The sequence below is a fragment of the Reticulibacter mediterranei genome (assembly GCF_016587455.1).
On the sequence record NZ_BNJK01000002.1, the window covers coordinates 1,123,996 to 1,147,296 of the forward strand.

The 23,301-nt window shown below is 57.1% G+C and carries 23 protein-coding genes; 4 read left to right on the forward strand and 19 right to left on the reverse strand.

All coding sequences use genetic code 11. The features are described 5' to 3' along the window. Nucleotides 1-107: 107 nt before the first annotated feature. From K3T83_RS43390 to K3T83_RS43420, 7 genes are all read right to left on the reverse strand, one after another. Complete coding sequence (locus tag K3T83_RS43390) at nucleotides 108-785, reverse strand: hypothetical protein (RefSeq protein WP_220209375.1); 678 nt, start codon at nucleotides 783-785, stop codon at nucleotides 108-110. Between the two features lie 220 nt (nucleotides 786-1,005). After that, nucleotides 1,006-1,701: a hypothetical protein gene (locus K3T83_RS43395; RefSeq protein ID WP_220209376.1), complete on the reverse strand. Its 696-nt coding sequence runs from the start codon at nucleotides 1,699-1,701 to the stop codon at nucleotides 1,006-1,008. Nucleotides 1,702-1,900: 199 nt separating this feature from the next. Continuing rightward, nucleotides 1,901-2,767, reverse strand: a complete 867-nt coding sequence (locus K3T83_RS43400) for a tyrosine-type recombinase/integrase (RefSeq protein WP_236065201.1) — start codon at nucleotides 2,765-2,767, stop codon at nucleotides 1,901-1,903. Nucleotides 2,768-3,220: 453 nt separating this feature from the next. Then, nucleotides 3,221-3,556: an ArsR/SmtB family transcription factor gene (locus tag K3T83_RS43405; protein ID WP_220209377.1), complete on the reverse strand. Its 336-nt coding sequence runs from the start codon at nucleotides 3,554-3,556 to the stop codon at nucleotides 3,221-3,223. A gap of 136 nt (nucleotides 3,557-3,692) precedes the next feature. Next, nucleotides 3,693-3,908, reverse strand: coding sequence for a hypothetical protein (locus K3T83_RS43410; protein WP_220209378.1), 216 nt, complete (start codon nucleotides 3,906-3,908; stop codon nucleotides 3,693-3,695). A gap of 22 nt (nucleotides 3,909-3,930) precedes the next feature. Next, nucleotides 3,931-4,740 (reverse strand): hypothetical protein, encoded by an 810-nt coding sequence (locus tag K3T83_RS43415; RefSeq protein WP_220209379.1) that lies wholly within the window; start codon nucleotides 4,738-4,740, stop codon nucleotides 3,931-3,933. A 209-nt stretch (nucleotides 4,741-4,949) separates the two neighbouring features. Next, nucleotides 4,950-5,918: a hypothetical protein gene (locus K3T83_RS43420; RefSeq protein WP_220209380.1), complete on the reverse strand. Its 969-nt coding sequence runs from the start codon at nucleotides 5,916-5,918 to the stop codon at nucleotides 4,950-4,952. A 957-nt stretch (nucleotides 5,919-6,875) separates the two neighbouring features. Between K3T83_RS43420 and K3T83_RS43425 the strand changes: the two genes are divergently transcribed. The 4 genes from K3T83_RS43425 (at nucleotide 6,876) to K3T83_RS43440 (ending at nucleotide 13,265) form a co-directional block, all read left to right on the forward strand. Further along, nucleotides 6,876-7,832, forward strand: a complete 957-nt coding sequence (locus K3T83_RS43425; protein WP_220209381.1) for an NAD(P)-dependent oxidoreductase — start codon at nucleotides 6,876-6,878, stop codon at nucleotides 7,830-7,832. Between the two features lie 14 nt (nucleotides 7,833-7,846). Then, nucleotides 7,847-9,187, forward strand: coding sequence for an MFS transporter (locus K3T83_RS43430; RefSeq protein ID WP_220209382.1), 1,341 nt, complete (start codon nucleotides 7,847-7,849; stop codon nucleotides 9,185-9,187). Between the two features lie 98 nt (nucleotides 9,188-9,285). Continuing rightward, nucleotides 9,286-10,923 (forward strand): putative antibiotic biosynthesis monooxygenase, encoded by a 1,638-nt coding sequence (locus K3T83_RS43435; RefSeq protein WP_220209383.1) that lies wholly within the window; start codon nucleotides 9,286-9,288, stop codon nucleotides 10,921-10,923. A gap of 86 nt (nucleotides 10,924-11,009) precedes the next feature. Continuing rightward, nucleotides 11,010-13,265 (forward strand): hypothetical protein, encoded by a 2,256-nt coding sequence (locus K3T83_RS43440; RefSeq protein WP_220209384.1) that lies wholly within the window; start codon nucleotides 11,010-11,012, stop codon nucleotides 13,263-13,265. Here the strand turns inward: K3T83_RS43440 and K3T83_RS43445 are convergent. The 12 genes from K3T83_RS43445 to K3T83_RS43500 all read right to left on the reverse strand — a co-directional run bounded on the left by K3T83_RS43445 (nucleotide 13,150) and on the right by K3T83_RS43500 (nucleotide 23,050). Further along, nucleotides 13,150-14,109, reverse strand: a complete 960-nt coding sequence (locus tag K3T83_RS43445; protein ID WP_220209385.1) for a hypothetical protein — start codon at nucleotides 14,107-14,109, stop codon at nucleotides 13,150-13,152. The two genes, K3T83_RS43440 and K3T83_RS43445, sit on opposite strands and share 116 nt — an antisense overlap. 15 nt (nucleotides 14,110-14,124) lie before the next feature. After that, nucleotides 14,125-14,667, reverse strand: coding sequence for a Vgb family protein (locus tag K3T83_RS43450; RefSeq protein ID WP_220209386.1), 543 nt, complete (start codon nucleotides 14,665-14,667; stop codon nucleotides 14,125-14,127). 68 nt (nucleotides 14,668-14,735) lie between these two features. After that, nucleotides 14,736-15,734, reverse strand: a complete 999-nt coding sequence (locus K3T83_RS43455; protein WP_220209387.1) for an ATP-grasp domain-containing protein — start codon at nucleotides 15,732-15,734, stop codon at nucleotides 14,736-14,738. Between the two features lie 78 nt (nucleotides 15,735-15,812). Next, complete coding sequence (locus K3T83_RS43460) at nucleotides 15,813-16,589, reverse strand: HAD family hydrolase (RefSeq protein ID WP_220209388.1); 777 nt, start codon at nucleotides 16,587-16,589, stop codon at nucleotides 15,813-15,815. Next, nucleotides 16,586-17,134, reverse strand: coding sequence for a DJ-1/PfpI family protein (locus K3T83_RS43465; RefSeq protein WP_220209389.1), 549 nt, complete (start codon nucleotides 17,132-17,134; stop codon nucleotides 16,586-16,588). The genes K3T83_RS43460 and K3T83_RS43465 overlap by 4 nt, the downstream gene beginning before the upstream one ends. Before the next feature lie 29 nt (nucleotides 17,135-17,163). Further along, entirely contained in the window at nucleotides 17,164-17,925 is a 762-nt protein-coding gene (locus tag K3T83_RS43470) for a cupin domain-containing protein (RefSeq protein WP_236065319.1), read from the reverse strand. After that, nucleotides 17,925-18,611, reverse strand: a complete 687-nt coding sequence (locus tag K3T83_RS43475) for a type 1 glutamine amidotransferase domain-containing protein (RefSeq protein ID WP_220209391.1) — start codon at nucleotides 18,609-18,611, stop codon at nucleotides 17,925-17,927. Before K3T83_RS43475 ends, K3T83_RS43470 begins: the two co-directional genes overlap by 1 nt. Continuing rightward, nucleotides 18,608-19,531: an alpha/beta fold hydrolase gene (locus tag K3T83_RS43480; RefSeq protein WP_220209392.1), complete on the reverse strand. Its 924-nt coding sequence runs from the start codon at nucleotides 19,529-19,531 to the stop codon at nucleotides 18,608-18,610. Before K3T83_RS43480 ends, K3T83_RS43475 begins: the two co-directional genes overlap by 4 nt. Nucleotides 19,532-19,754: 223 nt before the next feature. Beyond that, nucleotides 19,755-20,189, reverse strand: a complete 435-nt coding sequence (locus K3T83_RS43485) for a hypothetical protein (RefSeq protein WP_220209393.1) — start codon at nucleotides 20,187-20,189, stop codon at nucleotides 19,755-19,757. 159 nt (nucleotides 20,190-20,348) lie between these two features. After that, nucleotides 20,349-20,747 (reverse strand): hypothetical protein, encoded by a 399-nt coding sequence (locus tag K3T83_RS43490; RefSeq protein ID WP_220209394.1) that lies wholly within the window; start codon nucleotides 20,745-20,747, stop codon nucleotides 20,349-20,351. Between the two features lie 560 nt (nucleotides 20,748-21,307). Beyond that, nucleotides 21,308-22,156, reverse strand: a complete 849-nt coding sequence (locus K3T83_RS43495; protein WP_220209395.1) for a class I SAM-dependent methyltransferase — start codon at nucleotides 22,154-22,156, stop codon at nucleotides 21,308-21,310. An 18-nt stretch (nucleotides 22,157-22,174) separates the two neighbouring features. After that, on the reverse strand, nucleotides 22,175-23,050 hold the full coding sequence (locus K3T83_RS43500) for a hypothetical protein (protein WP_220209396.1): 876 nt from the start codon (nucleotides 23,048-23,050) through the stop codon (nucleotides 22,175-22,177). Between the last annotated feature and the right edge of the window lie 251 nt (nucleotides 23,051-23,301).

Here is a 23,301-nt window from a genome sequence, read left to right on the forward strand (position 1 = left end):
TCCTTTGTTTCTCTACAAACAGGAAGAATCTGCTGCTTTTTCCATCAAGGGCAGCAGATTCTTCTTAACAACACGCCGCTGATACTGCATCAGCGGCAAAACGGCTTTCATTGGGCGCATTGGCGCGTCAGGGTTAGCTCCAGCATGCCTTTTGTCAGATGGAGCAGACTGCTCAGGTGAAGCAGCTCTTCTTGTGGAAGGGCGAGAGCGAGTGTAATGAGGGCTATTCCTTGCAAAGGAGGACAGTCTCCTCGGAAGATTGCCCCTTTCCACTGCCAGCGTTCGGTCCCGCTCATGCCGTGTCCTGGAGGCAGTCCGGCGGCCATATCCCTTTGGTCGCGGGCATCCAGGATATGCGCACACGGCAGATGCTCCGTCTCGATGAACCAACGAAGCACCTGCCGGACATGCGAACGATCTCGGATCTCGTGAGACGCCGGAGGAAGACGCGACTGGAGTAAGAAGGCTTCCGAGAGCACCGAGATGAGCAGATGTGCGCCTACCGGCTCGGCGGCTTCCCAGGTCAGCCCATAGCCTTGCGTTCTCCCATAGGCATTCTCCTCAAAGCGGCCTGTGTCTGCACCTGCACGAAAGAGGCACAAACGGCAAGGCGCTTGAGGCACCTGATCGAGATCAATCTGAAGTGTGCGAGCCAGCACATCACTTTCGGCGGAACCTACCCGTAAACGGATTTGTGCTCCGTCCTGGACCCAGTGTTGCTGACAGTTCGGACACTGGTACAGGGTCATCATCGGAGCGTGGTCAGATGATCTGTTTTGTGGCATACGTTTTCCTTTCATGCATGCCTTGCTCTCTGGGAGCAAGGAACAAAGAGGAAGAGCCTGCTTCTCTCTTTCCATCAGGAGAGGCAGGCTCTTCCTCACAACACGTCGCTTTGCCGCTCATGTGGCATCAGCGGTTTTCCATCAGGTCTGTACGCGTGTCTTCTCAGCGAGGCAGGGAGGCGCACGAGCACGAGGGGTCAGGGCAGGGAACAAACAGGGGTCACTGTTCATGGATCATCGCTGCTGCTTTGAGTGCGGTCAGCAATTTCCACAGGAGGATGGTCTCTTGTGCATCGAGTGGCACCTCGACTGGCAAGGCGCTGAGGATCATCACGATCACCGCATCCCTCAGTGGCGGGCAGGGCAGCACAAACGACAGCCCTTTCCACCGCCGATCTGGAGCAGGAGGTTCACGCGAGAGGATCTCATTCTCCTGCTGGGAGAACAGACGCACCGACAGCGAGCTATCCAGGCCCGCAAACCAGAGCAGGAGCGCCAACAGCTCTTGCTCATTGGTGGGGATCTCAGCCGCCCCCTGCATGGGATGGGAAAGCAACTTCACGGGTCGGATGCCCAATTGCAGCCGCCGACCTCCCGGCTCTTCGTAATTCAGCCCATAGCCGGATTCTGGGTAGGCATCGATTTCCAGGCTTCCAGCATTGAGCTTGAGCAGGCAGAGCCGACAGGGCATCAGCGGTAAGTGCTCTAGATCTGCCTGAAGGCGCTCGGCCAGGGGCGCAAGCATCTGGGCAGCCAGATCGAGAAGCGGCTTGGGGCCATCTTGCAACCATACTTTTGAACAGGACGGGCAGCGATACAAAATCTGCCTGCCCTTCCCATCTGTACTGATGGGAGCCGATTGCCCTCCAAAGATGCGGAAGCGTCGTTTGGGGTCGTGTTCCTTGTTTTGGGACATAGGTGAACCATCTCCTTTCAGGCACAACGATGGGGTGCCTTGAAAAATAGGAAAGAGGTGAAACAGACGTGTTCTCGCGGGAAGGGAAAAAGACATAAGGGGATTGCACGGGAAAGGTATCATGAGAGGATGAGGAAGGCCGATGGTGAAGCCATGCCCATCTAAGGGTGACGGACTGGCAGCCTCCAAATGAGAGATGCTAGCGCAGATAATACAGCAAGACCACATCCAGGCGTGCATGCCCTAGCGCGGCAGAGACCTGGAAAGCGGCTTGCTGGTCCACCTCGCTTGCCTGCAAGCGACGATCCGATGAGAGAGGCGGAAGAGGACCACCAGCCAGTTGCTCGTAGAGGCACTTCGCATAGCTACGTCGATACGCCTGGATATCGAGGTGGACTGGCAGATGGGCAAAGACGTGTTCATCGGGGGGACGATGACGGACCTGAGCGAGCACCACCTCCTCTTGCCCATCCAGGACCGGAACCTCTCGCCATTTGCCTCCCTTGCCGTGGACGACTCGAACCACCAGCCGCTCGTCCGAGCGACGGACACACACATCATGCACTCGCAAATCACGCAGTTCCTCCCGGCGCAACCCACATGCCTGACAAAACGAGATGAGGGGCTGCCAATGTGCAGGTTGCAGGTGTCCATCGCGCTGAGCAGGCAGGCGTGAACGGGTAATCTGCGAGCTATGGCGCTTGGGCAAGCTCACGCTCTCGGCCAGCGTCCGCTCTTGGAAGAACAGGCGCAACGCTGAACGCTCGGTTGCCAGCGTCCAGGGGCTATAGCCTTGCCTCATACGCTCCTCCAGATACGCGCAGGTCAGTTCCTCGGCGCACAGATCGATGTCTGTGAGCCGATTGAGGCCAAAGGAGGCACGACACCAACGCAGGAAACGCATCACCACGTCCTGATAGGTCGTCCGGCTTTGGTAGCTATGGATGCGCTGATCCGAGAAGGCAAAGGTGGCTTCCCCTCGCGCAGCCGCCTGTGCTTTGGCTTCTCGGCGCTTTTCGCCAATTGCCATCAGTGCATCGAGCCGCTCCAGTGCTTCATACAACATGCCTTTGCGTTTGCCGATAGCGGTGCCCCTTTCTTCTTTACTTACTTCTTCTGCATGACATGAACGACGGACGTGTTCAGAGAATTTCCGAAGCTGCAAGGCGAGTAAAGACGCTCCGCGATCTTGCTCTCCTGTTTATTCATCCATGCAAAAGCCCCAAAAATGTGAGACAGATGCACGAAATGCAGGAGATCCCCCTGCCCGGAAACGCACACGATTTCCTGGACAGGAGAGGTCAGCCGGAGCCGCGCTCGACGGCTGAGAATGCTCAGGGAGACCGTCCTTGCAGAGATGAGGAGCCACGCTCAACTATCTCTGCAAGAGGGGTGGAGTATCTTTTGAGAAAGATCTCCAGTAAAGCTCCGCTGAAACCAATGAAACAGTAAGACTATAGCATGATATTTTGAGAATTACAAGGATACTCTCCTTTTCTTTTTGAGAAGATACAAGTATTTATCGGCCTTCTTTGCCCAACTGGGCTACCACCTCGCTCACTTCCCGCAGCCGATCTCGCCGCAAGAAATAGTAGATATGCGTGCCTTTCTTCTGGCTCTCAATGAAGCCTGCCTTGCGCAAGCAGCGTAAGTGGTAGGAGATCGTGGGCTGCGAGAACTGTCCAATCTGAACGGCAAGTTCTTGCACACAAAGCCGATGCTCACGGCGCTCCAATATCCAGAGCAGACGCCACCGTGTCGGGTGGGTCAGCGCCTTGAGGTCCATCAGCACGGGATGCTCCTCGGCAATGGCGGGAAGCACAGGTTCGGGAACGGGAAGAAGCAACGGGGACATAGAACACTCCTTTTCTTGACCCAAGAGGTCTCGCATAAGATGCCAGTCACACGCATAACGAGAGGAAATCCTGCTGGCATTGGATTGCTCTCTTGAAAAAGATCTGCATGAGAGGCAGATCGAAAGAGCTTCGGCCTCAGCGCAATGGGGAGAGTCCCAATGCCCGGCCAAAGAGCAGCATGTCGAAGGCCGAGAGCAATCGCATCTCGTCATTGCTCGACAGGAGTACATAGGCATCCTCCCAACGAAAGAGCCGAACCAGCAACCGTGATCCCCCAAAGCGAGGCAGCAACAAGGGACCACGTTGTTGCAAGTGCTCATTGATGAGAGCGAGAAGGGTCTGTTCAGCCATGTTTGGCTCCTTTCTGGTGGGACTACAGCAGGCGTGCAAGCCGCTCAAAACGGTGTTGCCAGATGGCAACGAGCGCGAGGGGGTCATGCTCGGCAAAAGGTGGAGAGGCCGAGACCAACGCAAGGAGCAGATCATCTTCGCGTCCCTCTTCCGGCTCAACGCTGGAGGCAGGATGCCAGAAATAGCCGCGCAGATGCAGCTCGTTGGGAGGCAACCACATCCTCCTGGCTTCCAGAGCCAGTGCCGTCACATCTAAAGGGCGCATCGCGTGGGTCTCTGGCTGGGGTAATCTCATCAGCATATGGAGCAACAGATGCGTATAGGCTCTTGAGAGTAAGAGATCAGTTGGGGAGTGCATCGACGCACGATGCACTCCAGAGAGATCGCCTCGCCCCCATGCCTGAGCAAGCACGTGAGCCTCAAACATCATGACGTGGAAGATCTGCACCTCCTCGGAGGTTGCCGCGTGCCACACAAAGCGAGAGTACCCTTGACTGGTAATGTCCCTCTCGACGCGAAACCTGCCTCCCACCTCGCGACTCGAACACGTTGGACACAGCCATGCCGGTAAACGCTCCAGATCTTCGATCCCTACATGGAAGGCATGCGCTGCCAGTTGCTCAGGCGAGAGATGCTCTTGGACACTGCTCCTGTTTTTCTCCACCCAGGGCTGATGACACAGTGGACAGCGCCACAACACGTGACGCCCTCCATCGGGAGTCAGCGGTGCTAATTGCTGCAACACAGAGTGCATCTGATCCTGTTGCCGCTGCCAGGGGTCATCATACCCACGCGGAACCTTGAAAACGGCATCAGACAATGGTATAGTCATAGTGATATGAACTCCTTTTTTGTGAAAGGGAGACCAGCCAAGACATCCCCGGTGCTCTGCTATAGCATCGGGGGTGTTGCGTCTGTAGGTGTGCGAGAGACGCAAGAGTCTCCTTCCACAGGCTAAAAAGAACAACACAAAAAGATCACCAGCAAACCGTCTGTCTGGTGATCTTTTTGTCCTCTAGGGATGTCCCGAAAAGAAACGAACTATTGCCCGGAGAGCGCAAGCAACACAACGGTAGGGTCACTGCTTTCATCCAGGACGCCTAACAAGCGATTCCAATGGGTCCAGCGTGCGGAGAGCACGTGCACTTTGGCCGCCAGTTCCGAGTGGAGCGCCCACACCTGCTCCACATACCAGAAGTAGTGGGTTGCGCAACGAATATACCAGTGAAACTGGTGAGACGCCTCCATTTGCTGCATCACCCGTTGGGTCAGGGTCAAACTTTGTGGGGTGCCGATCCCAAAGAGATTTTGGACAACCCAACCCGTCGTGATCCCTTTTCTCTTGAGGGCAAACTGTGCCTCGGTGCCCTGGCGGGATGCTTGCAACGCTTGCATCTCGTCTTGATACCGTGCTTGCAGTGCTGTGAGCTGTTGCCCTCGTGCTTCGTGTTCGTGACTTAACCGCTCACGTCGTCCCTGGAGACGCTCCCGGTGCTCTGTCAGCACCGCTGCAATGCCCGCAATACAGCCAGGGCGTAATCCCTGCTGGACGAAGCGCTGGGCGCACTCCTCCAGATGAGACTCATGGGCTTGCATGGCCTCCTGGAGGTGCTGGAGGTGTTGCTGGACACGCTCCTGTTCGTTGTGATACCACCGCTCCACCCCTTCCTTCCTGCGCGAGAGCGCTTCCTCTTCCCGTGAGGCTTGTTCCCAGCGCATCGTGGGACGCATGGGGTCGCTCATCTGTCCCCGGTAGATATCCAACTCCAACTGCCAGTGCTCCAGGCAAGAGAGCTGACCTTTGTGCAGCTCTTCGAGCAGTGGAAGCACCTGCTGCTGGATCGTCTGGACTCCTGCTTGCAGCAGCAGGAAATTATCGGTCGTCTCGGCGAGCAGCCGTACAATTTCCAGCATCTCACAGGCAGGATGACCACATGAGCAGCGGGGCACGAAGGAAGACGACGATGAAGCGCTATGATGGTCTCGATGAGAACGTTTCTGCTTTGCCATGAGAGGGAATCCTTTCCTGAAAGGGACGAGCCACAGAAAAAGAGACACCACCTCTCACGGCTGCTCCGACTCCGCGAGCAGTCCTCTCCCGTCTTGCAGGGTGAGGTGATTCAGTTGTGTGTGGGTGCCTCCTTTCTGTGGGGAACAACGTTCAAAGATCGCTTCGAGAGGGCAAGCGGCGATCAGTCAGGACAGAGCACGCTCGATGTCCTGGTTCTGATGGTCTGATCCTCTCCAGGGTGATTCATCCCTGGCCCAGTCCTGATCGATGCGCGGAGCCGTGCTCAACGCGAGCGCCGATCAGTCGGTGCGCGACCGCTCTCAAGAGGGGGAGCCGTGCTCAACCTCCCCTTTGCAGCGATTACCTGAGCACACCTTGCATCGTGCGAGCAACACTGGCACGATGCCCTGCCAGCCAGATCCAAAGATCGTGGGGGCAGGTGGTTCCACCTCAGTTGGAACCATCTATGTCCCTCTTGTTGTACAGAATCGGGCCTTGCTTGTCAAGGGGCACTCCATGCGGCTTCATATGGCATACATGAGAAAAAACACCCCCCAAAACAGGGGGGTGGCACAGGCAACCAGCGGCCTGTGGAGCCGATATCCCAGGTGTGTATTCGGGTGAGAACGTCTCAGCGGGAACAGCGAGAACAAGATTCCTCCCGCCACAAATTGCGTCCGATTGTGAGCTGCGTGCGGACCTGAAGACAGCAGGAAGATGCTTCCAATCGGACGCAATTTGTGGGTTCCGCGAATCCTTCTCACGTTTTGGTACACGTACTCCTTTTCATCCCTGCCTGCTCTCTTTTATACTAGCTCTTGATGCTTGCGTGTGTGCAACTTGGATGGACGGAGGGCGTTCGTTCGCCCATCTAAACTGCACGTTGGGGGCTGCCATCGCATTCCCATCACACAAGCTCTGGCTCTCTCTACAATCTCTGTGAAAGGATAGCATGTATGATTTCTTCTCTTGTTGATCAGCCTGGTGGAGGACGAGCAGACCCCCCTCTGGGCTTTTTGGGGCTGGGCCACATGGGCCTGCCCATTGCTCGCCAGTTGGTACGGCACGGTTACTCCTTGCGCGTGTACGATCCCGATCCAAGACGCGTCGCGCTTCTGCTGGATGAAGATTACGTTGTCGCCAACAGCCCAGGCAGCCTCGCCTTCTCCTCTCACCTGATCTGCTCAATGGTCCCTGATGATGCCTCGGTCGAGCAGATCATCGGGGAGCTTGCCCCACGTCTCTCCAATGGAGTGCATCTCTCGCTCTCGACCATTTCCCCCCAACTCTCCCTCTGGGCACTGAAGCAGTACCAGCAGGCGGGACGTGGGAGTCACTTTGTCTCGGCCACTGTGTTGGGCAGGCCACCGCTGGCTGAGCAGGGCAGACTCACCGTGTTTGTCTGTGGAGAAGCGTCAGCCAAAGCACGAGTCCGTCCACTGCTGGAGTGCCTGGGGTCTGTCTATGATCTGGGAGATCGCCCAGATGCCGCCGCACTGGTCAAGCTCATGTGCAATGGCGTCATTGTTTCATCGATCCTCGGACTCGGCTATGCTGCTGCTTTCCTGCGAGCTGAACAGATTAATCCTGCCCCAATCCTTGCTCTCTTGGCTCAGACACCGCTCTTTACCGGGACAGTCTTTCAAGAGTACGGGCAGATGATTGGTCATGATGTCTTCCAGCCCACTCGTTTTCCGGTGCCGCTGGGTCTCAAAGATGTGCAGTTGATCCTCTCGCAGGGAGTGCAAAATGGCACTCAGCTCCCCTTGATAGAGTTGGCGCAGGATCTCTTGCTGCAAGCTTCTCAGTCGGGCTGGGGAGAGCTGGACTGGTCAGTCATGGGTCGTGTCATTACAGCTCGTCAGCCCACAGGGCCGCTCAGCCATCCTCTCCATGAGCAGACGCATATATAAGGAAGGGGAACCACATGAGCAAGCAGCCTGCCTCACGCGCCCAATGGCTCGCTTTGCCTCTTCGCCTGAGCCTGCTGGCCCTGGTCGCTGTCGCCATTAGCGGCAACTTTACCAATTATGGGGGCATGCAAGAGGCGCTTCAGGCCGATCTTGGCATGAGCAGTCAATCCATCGGTCTGCTCTCCACCTTCCTGTATGTGGGAATTGCGGGAGGCTATGTGCTGGGAGGGTTGCTCGTAGATCGCTTTGGTCCCAGGCGGGTGCTCATCGGGGCACTGCTTGGGATCGGGCTGTTCAATGAGCAACTCGCTTTCATGCCCTCTCTCAAAGGGGTGCTGCAATGCCGCTTGCTCGTTGGGGTGGCCGCAGGCATCGCCATTGTCGCCGGGAGCCAGAGTGCAGCACGGTTGCCCGGACGCGCCGCTCCCATTGGACAGGGCCTCTTTGGGGGGGCCATGCAGGTAGGAGCAGGGATTGGCTTGTTCGCCTCCCCCTTCTTACTCCCCTTTGTGGAGGAATGGGAAAGCATCTTTGCCCTGTGGGGGCTGCTTGCCCTGGCTCTTGCCCTCGCGTGGATGCGCGGTGCTCCACCAGAACCACAGGAAGGCCAGGCACCGCAGCCACGCAGGGGAGCCGCGATGCTGCCCCGTCTGCTCGTCGCCTTCCGAGAAAGGCGGCTTCTGCTGCTGGGACTGGTGCATCTAGGGTCGCTGGGCATGGGACAGGCGGTGGCTCCCTGGCTGGCCGTCTTTTTCGCCTCCACCCTCTTTCACCTTTCGCTCCCGCAGGCGGCTACTATCGGAGCCTGTGGCTTGTTGCTCGGAGCCATGACCCGGCCATTGGGAGGGGTATTGCTTACACATGGTCCCTGGAAGCCGAGACTCTTGCGTGTCTCAGGACTCCTCGCGTGGATCGGGCTACTGGTCCTGGTGCTGTGTCCGACTGCGCTCCAGATGCTTTTTGCGGGACAAGCGCCACCTGTGGCTCATGTGCTCGTGTCGCTGGGAGGCGTGTTGCTCGCTGTGGCAGGCTGGACGTTGCCCTACAGTAGCGTCTTTTCCCACGCGGATCGGATCGGGCAGGCACAGCACCTCGGACGAGGAACCGCTCAAAGCGTGACGATGCTGCTTTCCGCTCCCGCCTCCGCCTTCGGGCCTGCCCTCATTGGCTGGCTGCATGCCCAAGCCAGCTTTCCTAGTATTTTTGCGCTGCTCTGTTGGATACAACTGGGTATCCTCTTGATTGCCTTCCTGCTTGAACCGTCATTGGTGCAAACAGGAAGCCGCTCTGCTCGCATGCGAATGAGGAGGCTTTCCCCGCAGGGACACGTGCCGCAGACCTGGGCCTCTCCCTAGTCGCCGCGTTTCTCTGGTCATGGTCCCTCCATCAGCAGATGGGGAAAATGCACGCCAGCGTTCCTTACAGAAGAAAGAAGAGAAAAGGAGAAGTTCACATGCCATCGCTCGATCTTTCAGCGCATCCCACCCAGCACAGGCACGGGGCAACGCCTCCCCCACGTACCAACGTGCAGACGGCGATCCCCAAATGGAAGCAATCCCTCATCACCATCCTTCCTGCCTGGCTGATCAGTTCCGTCCTGGCTCCGGTCCTTGGTGCCTGTTTTCCGGAGTGGCCGTTTCTGTTCCTGAATCTGGTGGTGACGGTGATTTTGGTCCTCGTTCTGACCTATCTCATCTTGCCTGTGAGCACGAGGCTTTTGCATGGCTGGCTCCTGGCTGCACCTTCCACCCCTGCCCCTCGTCGGACAAGACGCAGCCGGAGACGAGCACTGCTCTCTCCTCGTCTCCAACTCCTCACGCTGCTGGGTGTGAGTGTGGCCCTCACGGGGCTGGTGGCACAAACCCAACCCTCGGCCCTGGCCTCGGCTCCCGTGTCCCCGCTGATCTGGGGGACGAATCTGAATCTGTCCACTGCTCAGGATCTCTTTCTGACCGATCCCGCCACCGTGAAGCTTACGCAACAGATGCATGTGCAACTGATCCGCTTCCCCTACCGGGGAGACTTCGCCGTGACGGAGGCAGCGGCCAAGCAGATTGCGGCTCTGCATGCCACCCCGCTGTTGATCCTGCCCTATGGCGTGGAGCAAGTGACCACCGATCAGACCTTGATCCAGATGATGAATCGCGTCTTTGGCACCCAGAGAGTGTACTACGAATTTGGCAATGAGCAGGATGTGCCTGCCAACGGAGGGATCAGTGCAGCGGCCTATACTGCGAGCTGGAATACCGTGATCGCCCAAGTGAAACCGCTTGCTCCCGCAGGACGCTTCATCGGCCCTGTCACCTCTCACGCAGATACCGCGTATCTTCGCACGTTCTTGAAACAAGCCAATCCACGTCCCGATGCGGTGAGTTGGCACGAAGAGACCTGCGGGAGCAACGATCCTGATGCGACCTGCATGCAAAGGATTACCACATGGGGAACGCACATCCAGCAAGCGCGTACAATCATGCAACAGGCGCTTGGCCGTCTGTTGCCCATTGCCATCACCGCCTATACCTGGAATGCCCATCCACAGACCGATCCTCGTGCCACCAACAGCGCATTCTTGGGAACCTGGATGAGCACAGCCATCGCTGAGTTGATCCGCGACACGGTGTTTGCCGCCAGCCAGTCTGCCTTGACGACGACCGCGCTCCCCTTGATCGATGATCGCACGCAGACGCTCACAGCGGCGGGCGTCGTCTTCCAAAGCACCTTTGAGGCCCAGGTCTTCGCCTCAGCCACGCCAACGCCATCCGGGAGTATCACTCCCATGAGCACGCCTGGCAGCACACCCACGACGATTGCCACCAGTGGGGCCACCACGCAGCTCTGTTTTCAGGAACAGGGAACGGCACGTGTGCTCTGTCTTCCTCTGACAGATGCATCTGGCAAAACAGGAAGCGCTGGTCAAGCAGCAGGAACGCTCTGCTTGCCGTTCTCTCCGGCGACAGGTCAGCCTCAGCAGACGATGCCGTTCGTTTGTGTGCCGGTCTATGCCACGAGTATCTCTGCTGTGACCCCGACCCCGGCGACCAGTCCGACCGTTCGCCCTGTCGTGACCCCGATCCCAACCCCGCTCTCCTGAGCGGGTCTCTGTTCCCGCTCAAGGATGCTCGCCTCTCATCGTCACGAGCATCCTTGAGCCATTTCATCTGAGAGGAGCCACATGCGATGAGCACGATGCGAGCACACGATATTCAACCATCCCCGACGCCCTCCAACGAGAACGTTCCCTCTCACCCAGACCCCCTCTTTCTAGAGGGGTCGCATCCCGAAGGGATCTCTTTGGACCATTTGCCTCTTGACACCCAACGCTTGCTTGAGTTGGCACTCCCAGAGGAAGGACTGCGGGTGCTGGCCCATCTGCTGCGTTACGCCACGCTCCAGCCCTCGCGAACCTTGCCTCCTCTGTGGGCCGCACGCGTGAGTGAGCCGTCCGATCAGCCTCCCGCGCTGGTCATCGTGCGCTCCCTCAAGGCATTGGCACACACCTCCGATTCGCCCTGCGGAGCTGATCGCTATTTTCATCTCGTGACGATCTGTGAGGCGCTGGGCATCGTGAGCAGGCGCGTCCACCGCCTCGGCTCACACTATGCAACAGTGCTTCTCATCACCTTGCATCCCTGTCGCCTCACCCCCAGCGTGCTCTTGCACTGTCAGGAGCTTGAGCGCCGTTACCGCAATCCGCGTCTTGGGCGATTCCTCCGTCAAGTCCAAGCCCGCCTCCAGAGTCATCTGTCAGTGCTCCCTGCCCCTGAAGCACCTTCCACCTTCCATTCAGGAGGAGTGGAGGTGCTGCTCACACACATGCGCCAGCTCGTCGAAGGGAGCGTTCAGCGAGGAATACCCCAGGCTGACTTGCTCCAGCTTATCGAGCAGATGCTCCGCCTCGTGCTCCAGCATTCAGCACGGCTCTCTCTCCCTGTCTCCACGCACACGCCACCAGGCAGAAACCTGACCCATCGAGACAGAAACGTGCCACATGCACTCGACAGAGTGCTCCCACAGGAAAGCAGAAACCTGCCAGTGGCAGAAACCTGCACCTCAGAGCACCCTGCCGGGTTTTCGCCACACATGGGCAGAAACCTGTCCACTAAATCGTCAGTCCGAGCAGCAGAAACCTGCCCACCAGAACAAAAGAGCGGGTTTCTGCCGCACACAGACAGAAACCCGACAGAAGGCCGAGCTGAGCCTCGCAAACCCGGCAGAAACCTGACCACCACTGTATCGATGAGCGATTCTCTTGTATTACAAAAGAAAAGAGATCTGGAAAGAGAAGCGCTGATCGATCAAGAGCAGCAGGGATCACCACGCCACACCGCACACGCGTCTCCAGCACCCATGTCTGCTCCCATGAGCAGGCAGATGATGACCACCTCAGCAGGTCATCCCCTCTCGCCAGAGACGCAGGAATCCAGGCCAGAGGCTCAACTGAGCAAGCAAGGGCCAGCTTTCATCCACCCCTCACAGGCGCAGTCTGGGTCAATGTCCCATGCGTCTGACGCTCTTGCCGTCCGCTCGTCACCTCCATCAGCACAGAGCGCGTCTCTCACGCGGTCCACACCTGAGAGCATACCAGGACCAGGCGAGCAGATGGGGATGGCCGAAACCAGACAAGCAACGCAGACAGTGCAGGCAGAAACCAGACCGAGAGCGGCAGAAACCAGCCAGGAATATCATGATCCAAGAAACCACGCAGAAATCCGGCGCGAAGCTGCGTACTACGCCCAGTTGCTCGACGGACAGGACCGTTGGATAGGCAAGCTGGTGCGCTGTGTGCAACTGTATCCGGCCCCCATTCGTCATCTCGCTGTCGTAGATACGCTCTACCGATGCTACGAACCCGATTGGCGTGGGAGACCGAAGAGTCCGGGAGCCTGGTTCTGCCGCACCTGTGAACGTTTTGCGATGAGAGAAGAGGAGATCCCACGCGTAGTGCGTCGTTGGGCGGCAACCAGCCTCACGTATGAGCAGATGGCCGCGCTGTTCGAGCAGGGGCATCGTCGCCCGGAGCAGGTGGAGTGGGATGCCATTCCTGCTCCCTCGGTTCCAGGGACGTTCATGAACTTCTCGGAACACCGAGAAGGGAGGGATGCGACCATCCCTTCTGGAGAGAAACGTCTCATGCACCCATCGGTTGCCCTGGCTCAGGAGCACCTGGAGTATGAGGCTGCCACCGCTCTGGCCGCGCAGGTCATGGAAGCGCTTGCGGCGGCTGGCAAGCATGGCACAGCGGAGGTGCTCCAGGAAAGCTCTGGGCAGCACTGGATGGTCCTGTTAGTATGGGAGGATGGACTGGAGGTGCCCTTGCTCAATGAAGGGGAATGGAAGCAGTATTGGAACGATGTGCAATACTGTACAGCCCTGCAACGCTCGCTTGGAGAAGCGAACGGTGCTCGTCAAGCAACGATCTCCCGCTCCTGGTAACAGACGGCGCATGCCCCAGGCGCGGAAGACAACCACACCTTGCTCCGAGAGCCGTCATTGGAGCATGGTTCTCTAGCTCGGTGCTTTCAGGAGCAAGACCACAGCGCTGTTCGTTGACACACACCACCACCACGGTCGAGAGCAGACTGTTAGAGGAAGGTCTCACCTCCACCTTGTGGACCCTCGTTGGCGAGGAGTACCGGACCACCATGAGCCGGGGTTGCCCATCACATACTGGAAAGGTGACGAGCTTTTCTCCAGGGGTCAAACGTGCTGTCATTGTCCCTCTACCCATACAGACGCCGACCAGCCCCCAGATCCTTTGGACGGGTGCGAAGGAGCCGATCTCCCCCTCTATCGGGCCACCAGCGCTGCCCATTCCCATGATCCCCTTCCATCCAGGGTCCAGGTGCAAGGCAGAGGGCTTTTCTGGCTGCACAAATGCGATCTTCCACGTGGTCCTGGGTGCCGCCGTAATGCTCAGCGTGGAGATGGTCAACGGGGTCAGGTCATATTCGATGGATTGGGGCACGTCTGTAAGCAGCGAAGGAACAGAGCAGGGTTGCTGGCCCAACTCCATCTGCCTGTTCACTCCATCAAGGACGAGGCGCACCGCACCTTCAGAACACTCCAGGGCATAGCCCCAGAGATGAGGCAACACGATCTGATGTCCAGCAATGATCGTGTTGCCCTTGCCGCTCAAAGCATCGATCAGCTTCCAGCCAGGACGCAATGCGGTGCGCCCCTGCGGGTTCGAGATGGGTTGGAAGAAGAAGAACCAGGAACCAGCCAAGACGATCATGAGCACCAGACCGATGAACACGCTCTTCTTTCTCAGCTTCATTTGCTTTTGCCTTTCTCACTGGGGACATGGCATCTCGGTGATGCTCCCTGATGGACTGATCCGTCCGACACGCTTGCCGTCTTGCTCGGTAAACCAGAGGGTGCCATCAGGTCCAGCAAGAATCCCTTCCGGCTGGCTGTCAGGATGCAGGAGGGGATATTCCGTGATGGTGCCGGAAGGACTGATGCGCCCAATGCGATTGCCGCGCTTCTCAGGAAACCAAAGATTGCCATCAGCTCCAGAAGCGATCCCCTCCGGCTGGCTGTCAGGATGGGGGAGCGCATATTCGGCGAGGGTGCCGAAAGGACCAATGCGTCCGATCTTATTTGCATCCCGCTCCGCAAACCAGAGAGCACCATCGGGTCCGGCAGCAACGCTGCTCGACCCACTGCTCTTGCTCTGGCACACCGATGCTGCCATGCGCTCTGGTTGCTGGCCGGACCAAAAGGTTCCAACCGCGATCAGCAGCAGCCCCAAGAGCAGCAACAGCAAGGGGGTACGCAGCTTTTTCACGCTCCTCCCACGTTGCAACGCCAGGTGACACCTGCTTTCAGACATACAACCTGCCTCCTTTCACGAGATGGCTTCTCCCCTCCTCGACAGATGAGAGGAGAAGCCTCTGCCTCTTACCGCCTGGAGAGCAGGGACACAGACGAACCACCCACACCGTCAACAACGAGAGGGGGTGCCTCCTGCATACGTTGCCCCTGACGCACGTGCTGATGCAGCGGTTCAGTCTGTGTGACCTGCCGCTGCTGTGCCTGGCGCGTGCGACGACTGACCTCCTCCGTCAGCCTCCCCAGAGCCTCATGAGCATGAGACAGGTAGAGGACCGGCTCGATGATCTCCAGTTCATTGAGGACCAGTGTGTGTCGATGGTCGCGCACCAGATCGACACGGGCGTAGAGTGGTACGCGGGGCAAGCGGCTGAGCACCTCTCTGGCAAAGGCTTGTTCCTCTTCTGAGACTGGAATACTCTGCTGTCCCGCCTGATCCAATCCTTCCATGAGCGTAAAGCGCTTGCGCATCGCATGGGTGAAGACGCCGTTGATAAAAATGAGCGCACGCTCCCCCGCCGCATAAAACGCGGGGAGAAAGGGTTGCACCATGACCGCCTCTCTCTCTAGCAGGCGACTGAGGTGTCGTTGTCCTGTCTCCACCGTCTGCGCGGAAACGACGTGCGCCTCACGTGAACTGGTGCCAATGACCGGCTTGATGACCACCTGACTCCAATTGTGTGCGTGCATGAGTGAAGTAAGCGAGACCGGACTCTGAGCAGGCAGCCACACGGTCGGGATCGTGGGAACGCCTCGCAGATGCAAATCGAGTAAATAGGTTTTCTGGAGATTCCAGCGCACCAGCTCCGCAGGATTGCAGAGCGTCGTCACTTGGGAGACGCCTTCCACCCATTCAAGAAACGCCGCTGGACGGGTGGGGTAATCCCAGGTCGAGCGCAGGAGCACCAGATCAGGGCGTGACCAGTCATAGGTAGGGTCATCCCAGGGCACCAGATCGGTGTTGATCCCTTCCTGGTGCAGCGCTGCTTGTAAGAGGGCATCATCCGGCTCCTGACTATAGAGCGCAGGCTGTGCACAAGTGGCAATCGCGAGATGTGGCTGTGGCATAGGACAACGACTCCTTTCGTGTGCGGGAACGCCTCCGCTTGGGGCGTCCCCTGTTCAAGCATATCGGCTCCCTTGCAGCTATGACAGCGACAACCGAGCCAGATCTTTGTCCGGGTAACGCCCGGTCTGTAACGCTCGGAGGCTAATGGTGGGAACGGAAGCCACGACGGGAGGTGGAGCCTCCGTTGCCTGCCATGCATTGTCCCAGGTGGCGAGGTAGGCCCGGATGCCTACTTGCCGGGCTGCCTCTACATGGACTGGCTGATCGTCCACAAAGAGAAGCTGGGAGGGAGCACGCTGCTCCCTCTGGGCAATGGCGAGCAATGCCTCCTGTTTGCTCGCACCTGCTTCCCAGATGCGATCTGGTGGCACGACGACCCGCTTGCTGCTCAGAAAGGCCAGCACAGACTCCTGATCCCGTCCGGTCACAAGATACAGCGTGCGCTGCTTGCGCAGATAGGCTCCCATGCCCCGGTAGAGGGTGAGCATGGACAGCCACCACTTCGGCTCTTGCTCACGCCATTGCCTGCGAAGCTGGGTGGCGCTGGCAAGAAACTGCTCGCGGCTGCTCGCATCGAAGGAGGCGGCATAGAGTGCCTCAAACTCCTCTGGCGTCTTGACCGTGTGAGCATCAGGCACAAGGGCCACCTGAAAATGGCCCAGATGTCGAGCAAAGCGGCGCACCTGGGCAACCCGGTGAAGCAGGATAGGATCAATCGGATGCCCCTGCATCGTTCGCGTGTTCTCAAAGGAGTGAGATGCTCCTGCATGCCGGGTGAGACGTGCTACTTCTTGGGTCGCATCGCAGATGACCCCCTCAAAATCCAGCACAAGCACCGGGGATGTGTTGCTCATGACGCTCTTCCTCCCAGACGGCGCTGCGCTTCGGAGAGCACCGTCTGCATGAAGGGTTCCACATAGGCGTAATATGAGCAGGTAATGATGGGGCCATCAACCATGACCGGCGCTTCGATGACGGTGGCTCCGGCATTGTTCATGTCATCTTTCATGCCCACATAGGCACAGGCACGACGCCCGGCCATCACCCCAGCCGAAATCATGATCCAGGGTCCGTGACAGAGACCCGCCACCACGCGATCTGCCTCGGCCATCCCTCGGACAAAGGCGAGGACGGAGGGATCTTGCCGGACACGATCTGGTGCCTCATGTCCTCCCGTGCAGATGACGAGATCATAGTCGTTCATCGAGAGAGCCTCAAACCCGATCAGGGGCCGCGCTGTTTTATCCAGGGGGAGAGGCACCCCATATTTGCCCTTGACCCGCTGGCCTCCTTGTGCCGCCACCTCGACCTGATAGCCAGTGCCCAGCAATCGATAATACGTGTAAATGACATCGTGATCCTGAAAACCTGGACCCGTGAGAATGACCGCTCGTGGCATACGATGTTTTTCCTTCCTCTTGTTTGTGGCTAGCAGGGATCTTCCTGCCTGCTGATCGTCAAAAATGGCTCGGCGAGCAGATGCGTTGGCATGCTCGCGCCAGCGGGAAAGACGGCGATATGTTGGGCCAGTGCCAGGCGCAGGGAAAGGCACACCGACCACAACAGATGGTCGGGGGCACCCCGGTGGTCGAGCGCGTGGCCGCTGCCACCAATGGCGAAGCGATAGCGTCCTTGCACACACGAGGAGCGCAGTCTGGCTCCAGGTCGATGAGGAGAGGGACCAAGCTCGACGCGCAGCGGGGTCATCTGCTCGGGTGCTTCATAGCCCATGCCCTCGCGACCATAGGAGTCCTCAATGCGAACCAAATCGCCTTTGTTGCGTGGCACCTCCACCTCGATGAGGTGCAACGGTTCTGTGCCGACGTTGTGGGTGGCATGGAACAGCCCACGTCCCAGATGCAGCGCCTCCCCCGCTTCAAGCGTCCGAGGTGGATACTGGAGGAACTGCACTGATGCCTGTCCTGCCAGGACCAGTAAGGCCGTGACTTTGCGAGGATGGCAATGCAGCGAGGTGCTCTGTCCTGCCTTCAGCTCCAAAAACCAGAGATCATAGAACGCATCAGCATAGACGCGATACTCCTGGCCCCAGGGCTTGTTCACTCCTCCACTGAGGGCCGCATCTGGTGCGACGGCAAGGGTCTGCTCCTCCTCTAGAAAGCGGCTCACCAACCGTTCGATATCGCCCGCCTGAGCCTGAAGAGGCAGACTCGGCAAGGCAAAGCCGTGCATCACGAGGCCACCTCCTCTTCCTTGCTCTTTGGCTCAGGACGCAAGAGCGCACAGACGGCTTGGGCAACCCCGCGAGCTGAGGCTGGGTTTTGTTCAGTGATGAGCGTGCCATCTGTGACAACGTGGGGCTGCCAGGCCGGAGCCGAGGTATAGAGACCCCCGTAGCCGCGCAAGGCATCCTCCAACAAAAACGGCACAACCTCAGAGAGGCCCATCGCTTCCTCCTCCTCATTGGAGAAGCCTGTCACCTGTTTGCCATCGACAAGCGCACGTCCCCCAGAAGTTGTAAGGTGGAGCAGTCCTGCTGGTCCATGACAGACTGCTGCCAGCACCTTGTCCTGCGAAGCGGCATGCTCCAGCAGGGCAATGAGGGCGGGATGCTCCGGCAGATCCCACATCACCCCATGTCCGCCAACCAGAAAGAAGGCGTCAAAGTCGGTTGCCTGCACCTGGGCAAAGGCGTGAGTCTGCTGCAAGAGTGGCAGAAAGGGCCACAATGTTGCTGAGAGGCCGCTTGGATCAACGGGAGCCTGCCCACCACGAGGAGAGGCGACTTCGACCTGATAGCCCTCGTGTTTCAGCACTTCATAGAAGTCGGTCAATTCTGGCAGGTAAGTGCCAGTCTTGCTTTCTGTAGACCCTAAGACGTTATGACCAGTCACGAGCATGAGAACACGCTGATTCATGAAGAGACATCTCCTTTCTTCAGAGAACGGGTGCGCAGTGAGAGAAAACGAAGCACATCACGATTGAACTGTTCCGGGTCCTCTAAAAATGGCGCATGGCCGCAGTCCTCATATTCCAGGAGTTGGGCATGCGGCAAAGAACAAGCCAGATGCCGAGTGTATGTGAAAGGAACCAGCCGATCCTCAAGCCCCTGGATGAGCAGCGTAGGAATCGTCATCTGCTGCAAAAACAGCGCAGGGTCGTCGCAAGGCCGTTCGTCCATCCAGTGCTGGGCCGCTGAGAGGCTGCGCACAAAGGCACGCAGAGTGTAGCCGTATTGGGCCTCTGCCTCGTGAGGAGGCAAGGGACGCGCCGTGAGCCAACCGATCCAGCGCTCGAACGCATCGAGGCGCTGGGGGAAAGGGATATCCGGGTCCATCATCCTCGTCATGACCGCTGTGACCTCTGGGCGGGCAACAGACTGATAGGCACCGACCCCTCCAAAGAGGGAAGCAACCAGGATCAGCCCGTGAAGCCGCTGGTGCCCATAGGTGAGGAGATAGTTGCGTACGACCAGTCCTCCAAATGACCAGGCAAGTATCGTGAGAGAGCGATCTGCAAGGCTAAGGTGAGAGACGACGGCGCGAAGACTCTCGACCCATACGCTATAATCAGGCAAGAGGCCCGCTGGCAGCACCCCAGAATGCCCATGATAGGGCAGGTCCACCGCGACCACGTAGTGCTCACGAGCGAAACGTGCGATCTGCTTGTCAAAACAGCGCAAGGATTGGAAGCCTCCATGCACCAGTAAGACCACCTCCTCGGCTGCCGGGTCGCCAGCGGTGACAACGGAGAGTGGAATGCCGTAGGGTCCGGTAATAGTCTGGGACACCTCTTTCTTCATCTTCATCTCCATCTCAGGAGCAGGGAACACAAGCATAAAGAATCCTCCTTCCATACTTCTATCACAAGTATAGTAGGTGGCTGGTGCGAAGAAAAGGAGTACGTGTACCAAAACGTGAGAAGGATTCGGCTCGCGCACACATTGCGTTTGATGGAGGGGTCACAGAACCTCTGGTGAGAGGACATGATACGAGCAGGGGTAGCACATGACCATCGCGCTGATCAGGTATCGCCCCTGTTCGTGCAACGAAGCGAACCGATCAAGAAGGAGGCAACAGCACAGAGCCAACGGCCTCAGCCCCTTGCTCGAAGGAAGGCTCACCGGTCCTGGTTCTTGGAGGAACGAGGCGATAGCCTCCTCCCATTGCAGAGGAGGATTTGGTACAAGGAATTGCCCATCCTTCCGGCAATTTTTTCCGCAGCCTCATGATGAAGCGGCGTAAGGGGAGGGGGGATTCTTTCGTCGTCGCAGCAAAGGCAGAAAAGGGGAGCAGGCTGCCACAGGGAGCACGTACGAATTGCTCCATGATCGTGTATTCCCCCTTACTCGTGCCAAAATGATGCAGCGTAGAGGTCTCTGGATCATACAGAAAGATGGTATGGATATGGCGCAACAAGAGGATCATATATCCTCCATAGATGCGTTGTTCAATCGGATAAGGGGAATCTTGGTGAACCGCAGATGGGGTGTGCATATGGCTTCCTCCTACATGAGTATGTCATCACGAGCGCTCTTCCACTCGTCAGAGAACGTGCTTATGCGTTGCTTGTTCCTGTGAAGCTCTGCCCCTCAAACGCGCGGCGTCCGCATCAGTGTCCACCGACACGCTTGAGAGGCAAGAGAAAACGGGCGCTCACCCCTTCCTGACTCGCCGCACACGGGGCCAGCGCCTCTGGGTGGGTGAAGGCATCGGCACCGCCTCTCCAGCAGGGAGAATCTCAAGTCGGCATCCCTGCTGGCTGGAGACGATTTCCCACCCAGCAGGCAGCTTCCTCTTGAGACGGCTGATGTGCCGCCGAAGCGCGCAGGGCAGGAAACAGGATGGAAAACGGCACCACTGCGCCCGCAGGGGCTTGCACCAATCCCGGCAAGATGACCAATTCTGAGGGGGTAAAGACAGATGCAAGACGTTGACCTGCTGACAAAGAAAGGCCACATGAAGTGCTTCTAAGACCAGCAGTTTATAGCCGTGAAAGGAAATAGGAGTGAGGAAGGGACTGGAAATCAAGGGAAGTACTGGAGCGTCCTTCATAAGAGTGAGCAAGAATCCTTTCTAGCGATGGATACTGGGACATCATTGGCACAGACGACGCAAACGTATCAGGAGAGGCGCGTGCTCGCATTCCCATCCTCATCAATGGTTGGGCACGCCGAGATCTCCGAAGCCGAAGCAAGAAATAAGAAACAAACAGGAAGGGAGTGCCCTGCTCAGTGACCTGCTGACCCTTCACCACATCATGAGAAGAGCCTGAACGGTGGTGCTCCATTTCTGCACAAGAGATTGTTGTTTCCGCAGAGAAACGGCTCCCCCGCCACTTTCTCTCAAAAGAATTTTTCCCTACAAAAAGAGTATAGCCGAAAAGATGCTGTTTTGCTAGATGTTTTTGTCAAATCTTTGCCAATTGTCTAAAAAATGCATAAGAATGTTGACAGAAAAGAGGAAAGATGAAAGGAAGGAGTCAAAATACTGGGGTATGCTTGTTGTTTGGGAGGGAAATGATTCTCGGTGGAAGAAAACGGAGGAGAGAAGAAAATGAGGAGCATCCTTCTCAAGAGACGAAGAGTGCTCCCCTCAGCGTGCAAGAAAACGGGCTAGATGGGCTTCTGACCACAAGCAGACACGAGCAAATGGAGTGCACAGAAATCATCCTGATCCCATTCAATCCTCATCGCATCATAAGTCGTCTGCAAGTCTTCTGCCGTTGCAACTCCTGTTGCCAGAAAAAAAGGCTCTATGAGTTTATACCAGACCTCATGATCTTTAGACATGCCATCATGGTCCTCGGTTCCTGAAGACCAATCGATCCCGTAAGCATTCACTGTCACGTTCTTGCAACCAACCTTCCGTAGCAATGGTGCCAACATGACCGTGAGAGAAAGGCTGTGATCATCTGGAGCAAAACTTTGCCCAGTGAGATGCACTGATTTGTAAAACCACGCGTTCTCGCGGGCCAGAGCGGGGCTATTTGTCCGGGTCATCTCCGTCTCAGTCAACCTGATAAAACCGCCTGGACGTGTGATACGCATATATTCTTGAAGCAGTGGGAACCACTGAGCGGGAGTTAAGAAACCCAAGAGACGGGCGTTGACGAAATCGAATGAGGCATCAGGAAACTTCAATGACTCGGTGATATCCATCACCGAAAACGAGATGTTATACAACTCTTGTAATTGTGCTTGTGTCTGAGCATAGGAAATCATACTCTGGCTGATATCGATCCCAACCACCTCGATCTCTGAGGACGTAAAGGCAACTTCTTGCGCCCAAACGCCAGGGCCACATCCTACATCGAGCACACGACGGAGATCCGTAAAGTCGTTGCCTCTCTCGACAAATAAGCCTCCCATCGCTTTCGTGAACTGTCGATCTTGGTTTTCTAGCCGCGACATTTCCGCTGGGCTTTCATGGTCAATAAAATAGTCGGAAGATGAATGATCCATGTTGGCTCCTTCCTGGCGTTAGCAGTGTTCTGTATCATGATCGTTCGCTTGCTTTCCCCACCTGCGCAAGAGTTCGAGCTGCACAGAAGGAGAGGGAAGCGGGCAAAAGGCGATAGTCGTGGGAGGATAATAGATGTCAGTGACCATCGCGAAGAGATAGCTATATTTCTCTACAACGGTGAGTCGATGAGTATTGGTAAAATGATCGACCTCTCGGCTACTGACCACCATTGCTCCAGCAACCATTTCTCCCCGCAAGAGAGGATAGGCAATGATGCATGTCGCTTGATCGAGAAGTGCATCTTCAGCCGACGTTGCCAACTCAGCTTGTCGAGACAGAACGACTCGTGCAGGAAGTGTCCCTTCTCCCACAAACGCTCGTGGTTGATACTGTAAAAGTCTCCATATTCCAGTTCCATATGAAGAAGCAAGCAACAACCCTCGCACGAAGCCATCTTCTCCTGGTTGGCAAAGGAAGACTTGAACTGCGACCCCTACTCGATCCTGATCCAACTGTTTGAGCATATTCTGCGCAAGAAAACTATAGAGACTGTCTTGCCGAATAGCAGCGGGTGTCAGTGCCATCCCTCTCAGAGTGAGGTCATAGAGAGCGTTCGGAATCTCCATGACCACCTCTTCCACCTCGAATAAGGAGGGGAATGCCTGCGAGAGAAGATCCTTCATCGGTGTCTGATGTTCTTGGGGAAGCAGCTTTGTCAGCTCTCTCAATTTGTCCATTCCCCCCCGAACGTGTCCAACATCTCCTTTAATCAACCGATTTAAAGTTCGCACAGAACAACCCAATGCTTGGGCCACTCGTTCTTTTTCTTTCGTCGATTTCAGGAGCCGAACAAGCGCCTCGCTCCATGTTTCTTCCTGCTGTGGCTGTTTCACACCATTTCTCTCCATCATCATAGGAACCTCATGTGAGAAGCTCTCTCCGTTCTTCTTTCCTAGAGAGGCAAAGGCTCCTACTACCAAGAGTATATCCAAAAACACTTCATTTGCCTAGAGTATTTTGACAATTTTTTGTCAATTGCTCAAAATTTGTCAAAGACAGAGAGCCGTCTCGTGTCTCCTCTCTCCCATCTGTGTTCTCCTTGCACGGCAAGAGGGTTGACCATATCCATGCTTGTTGTGAGTGG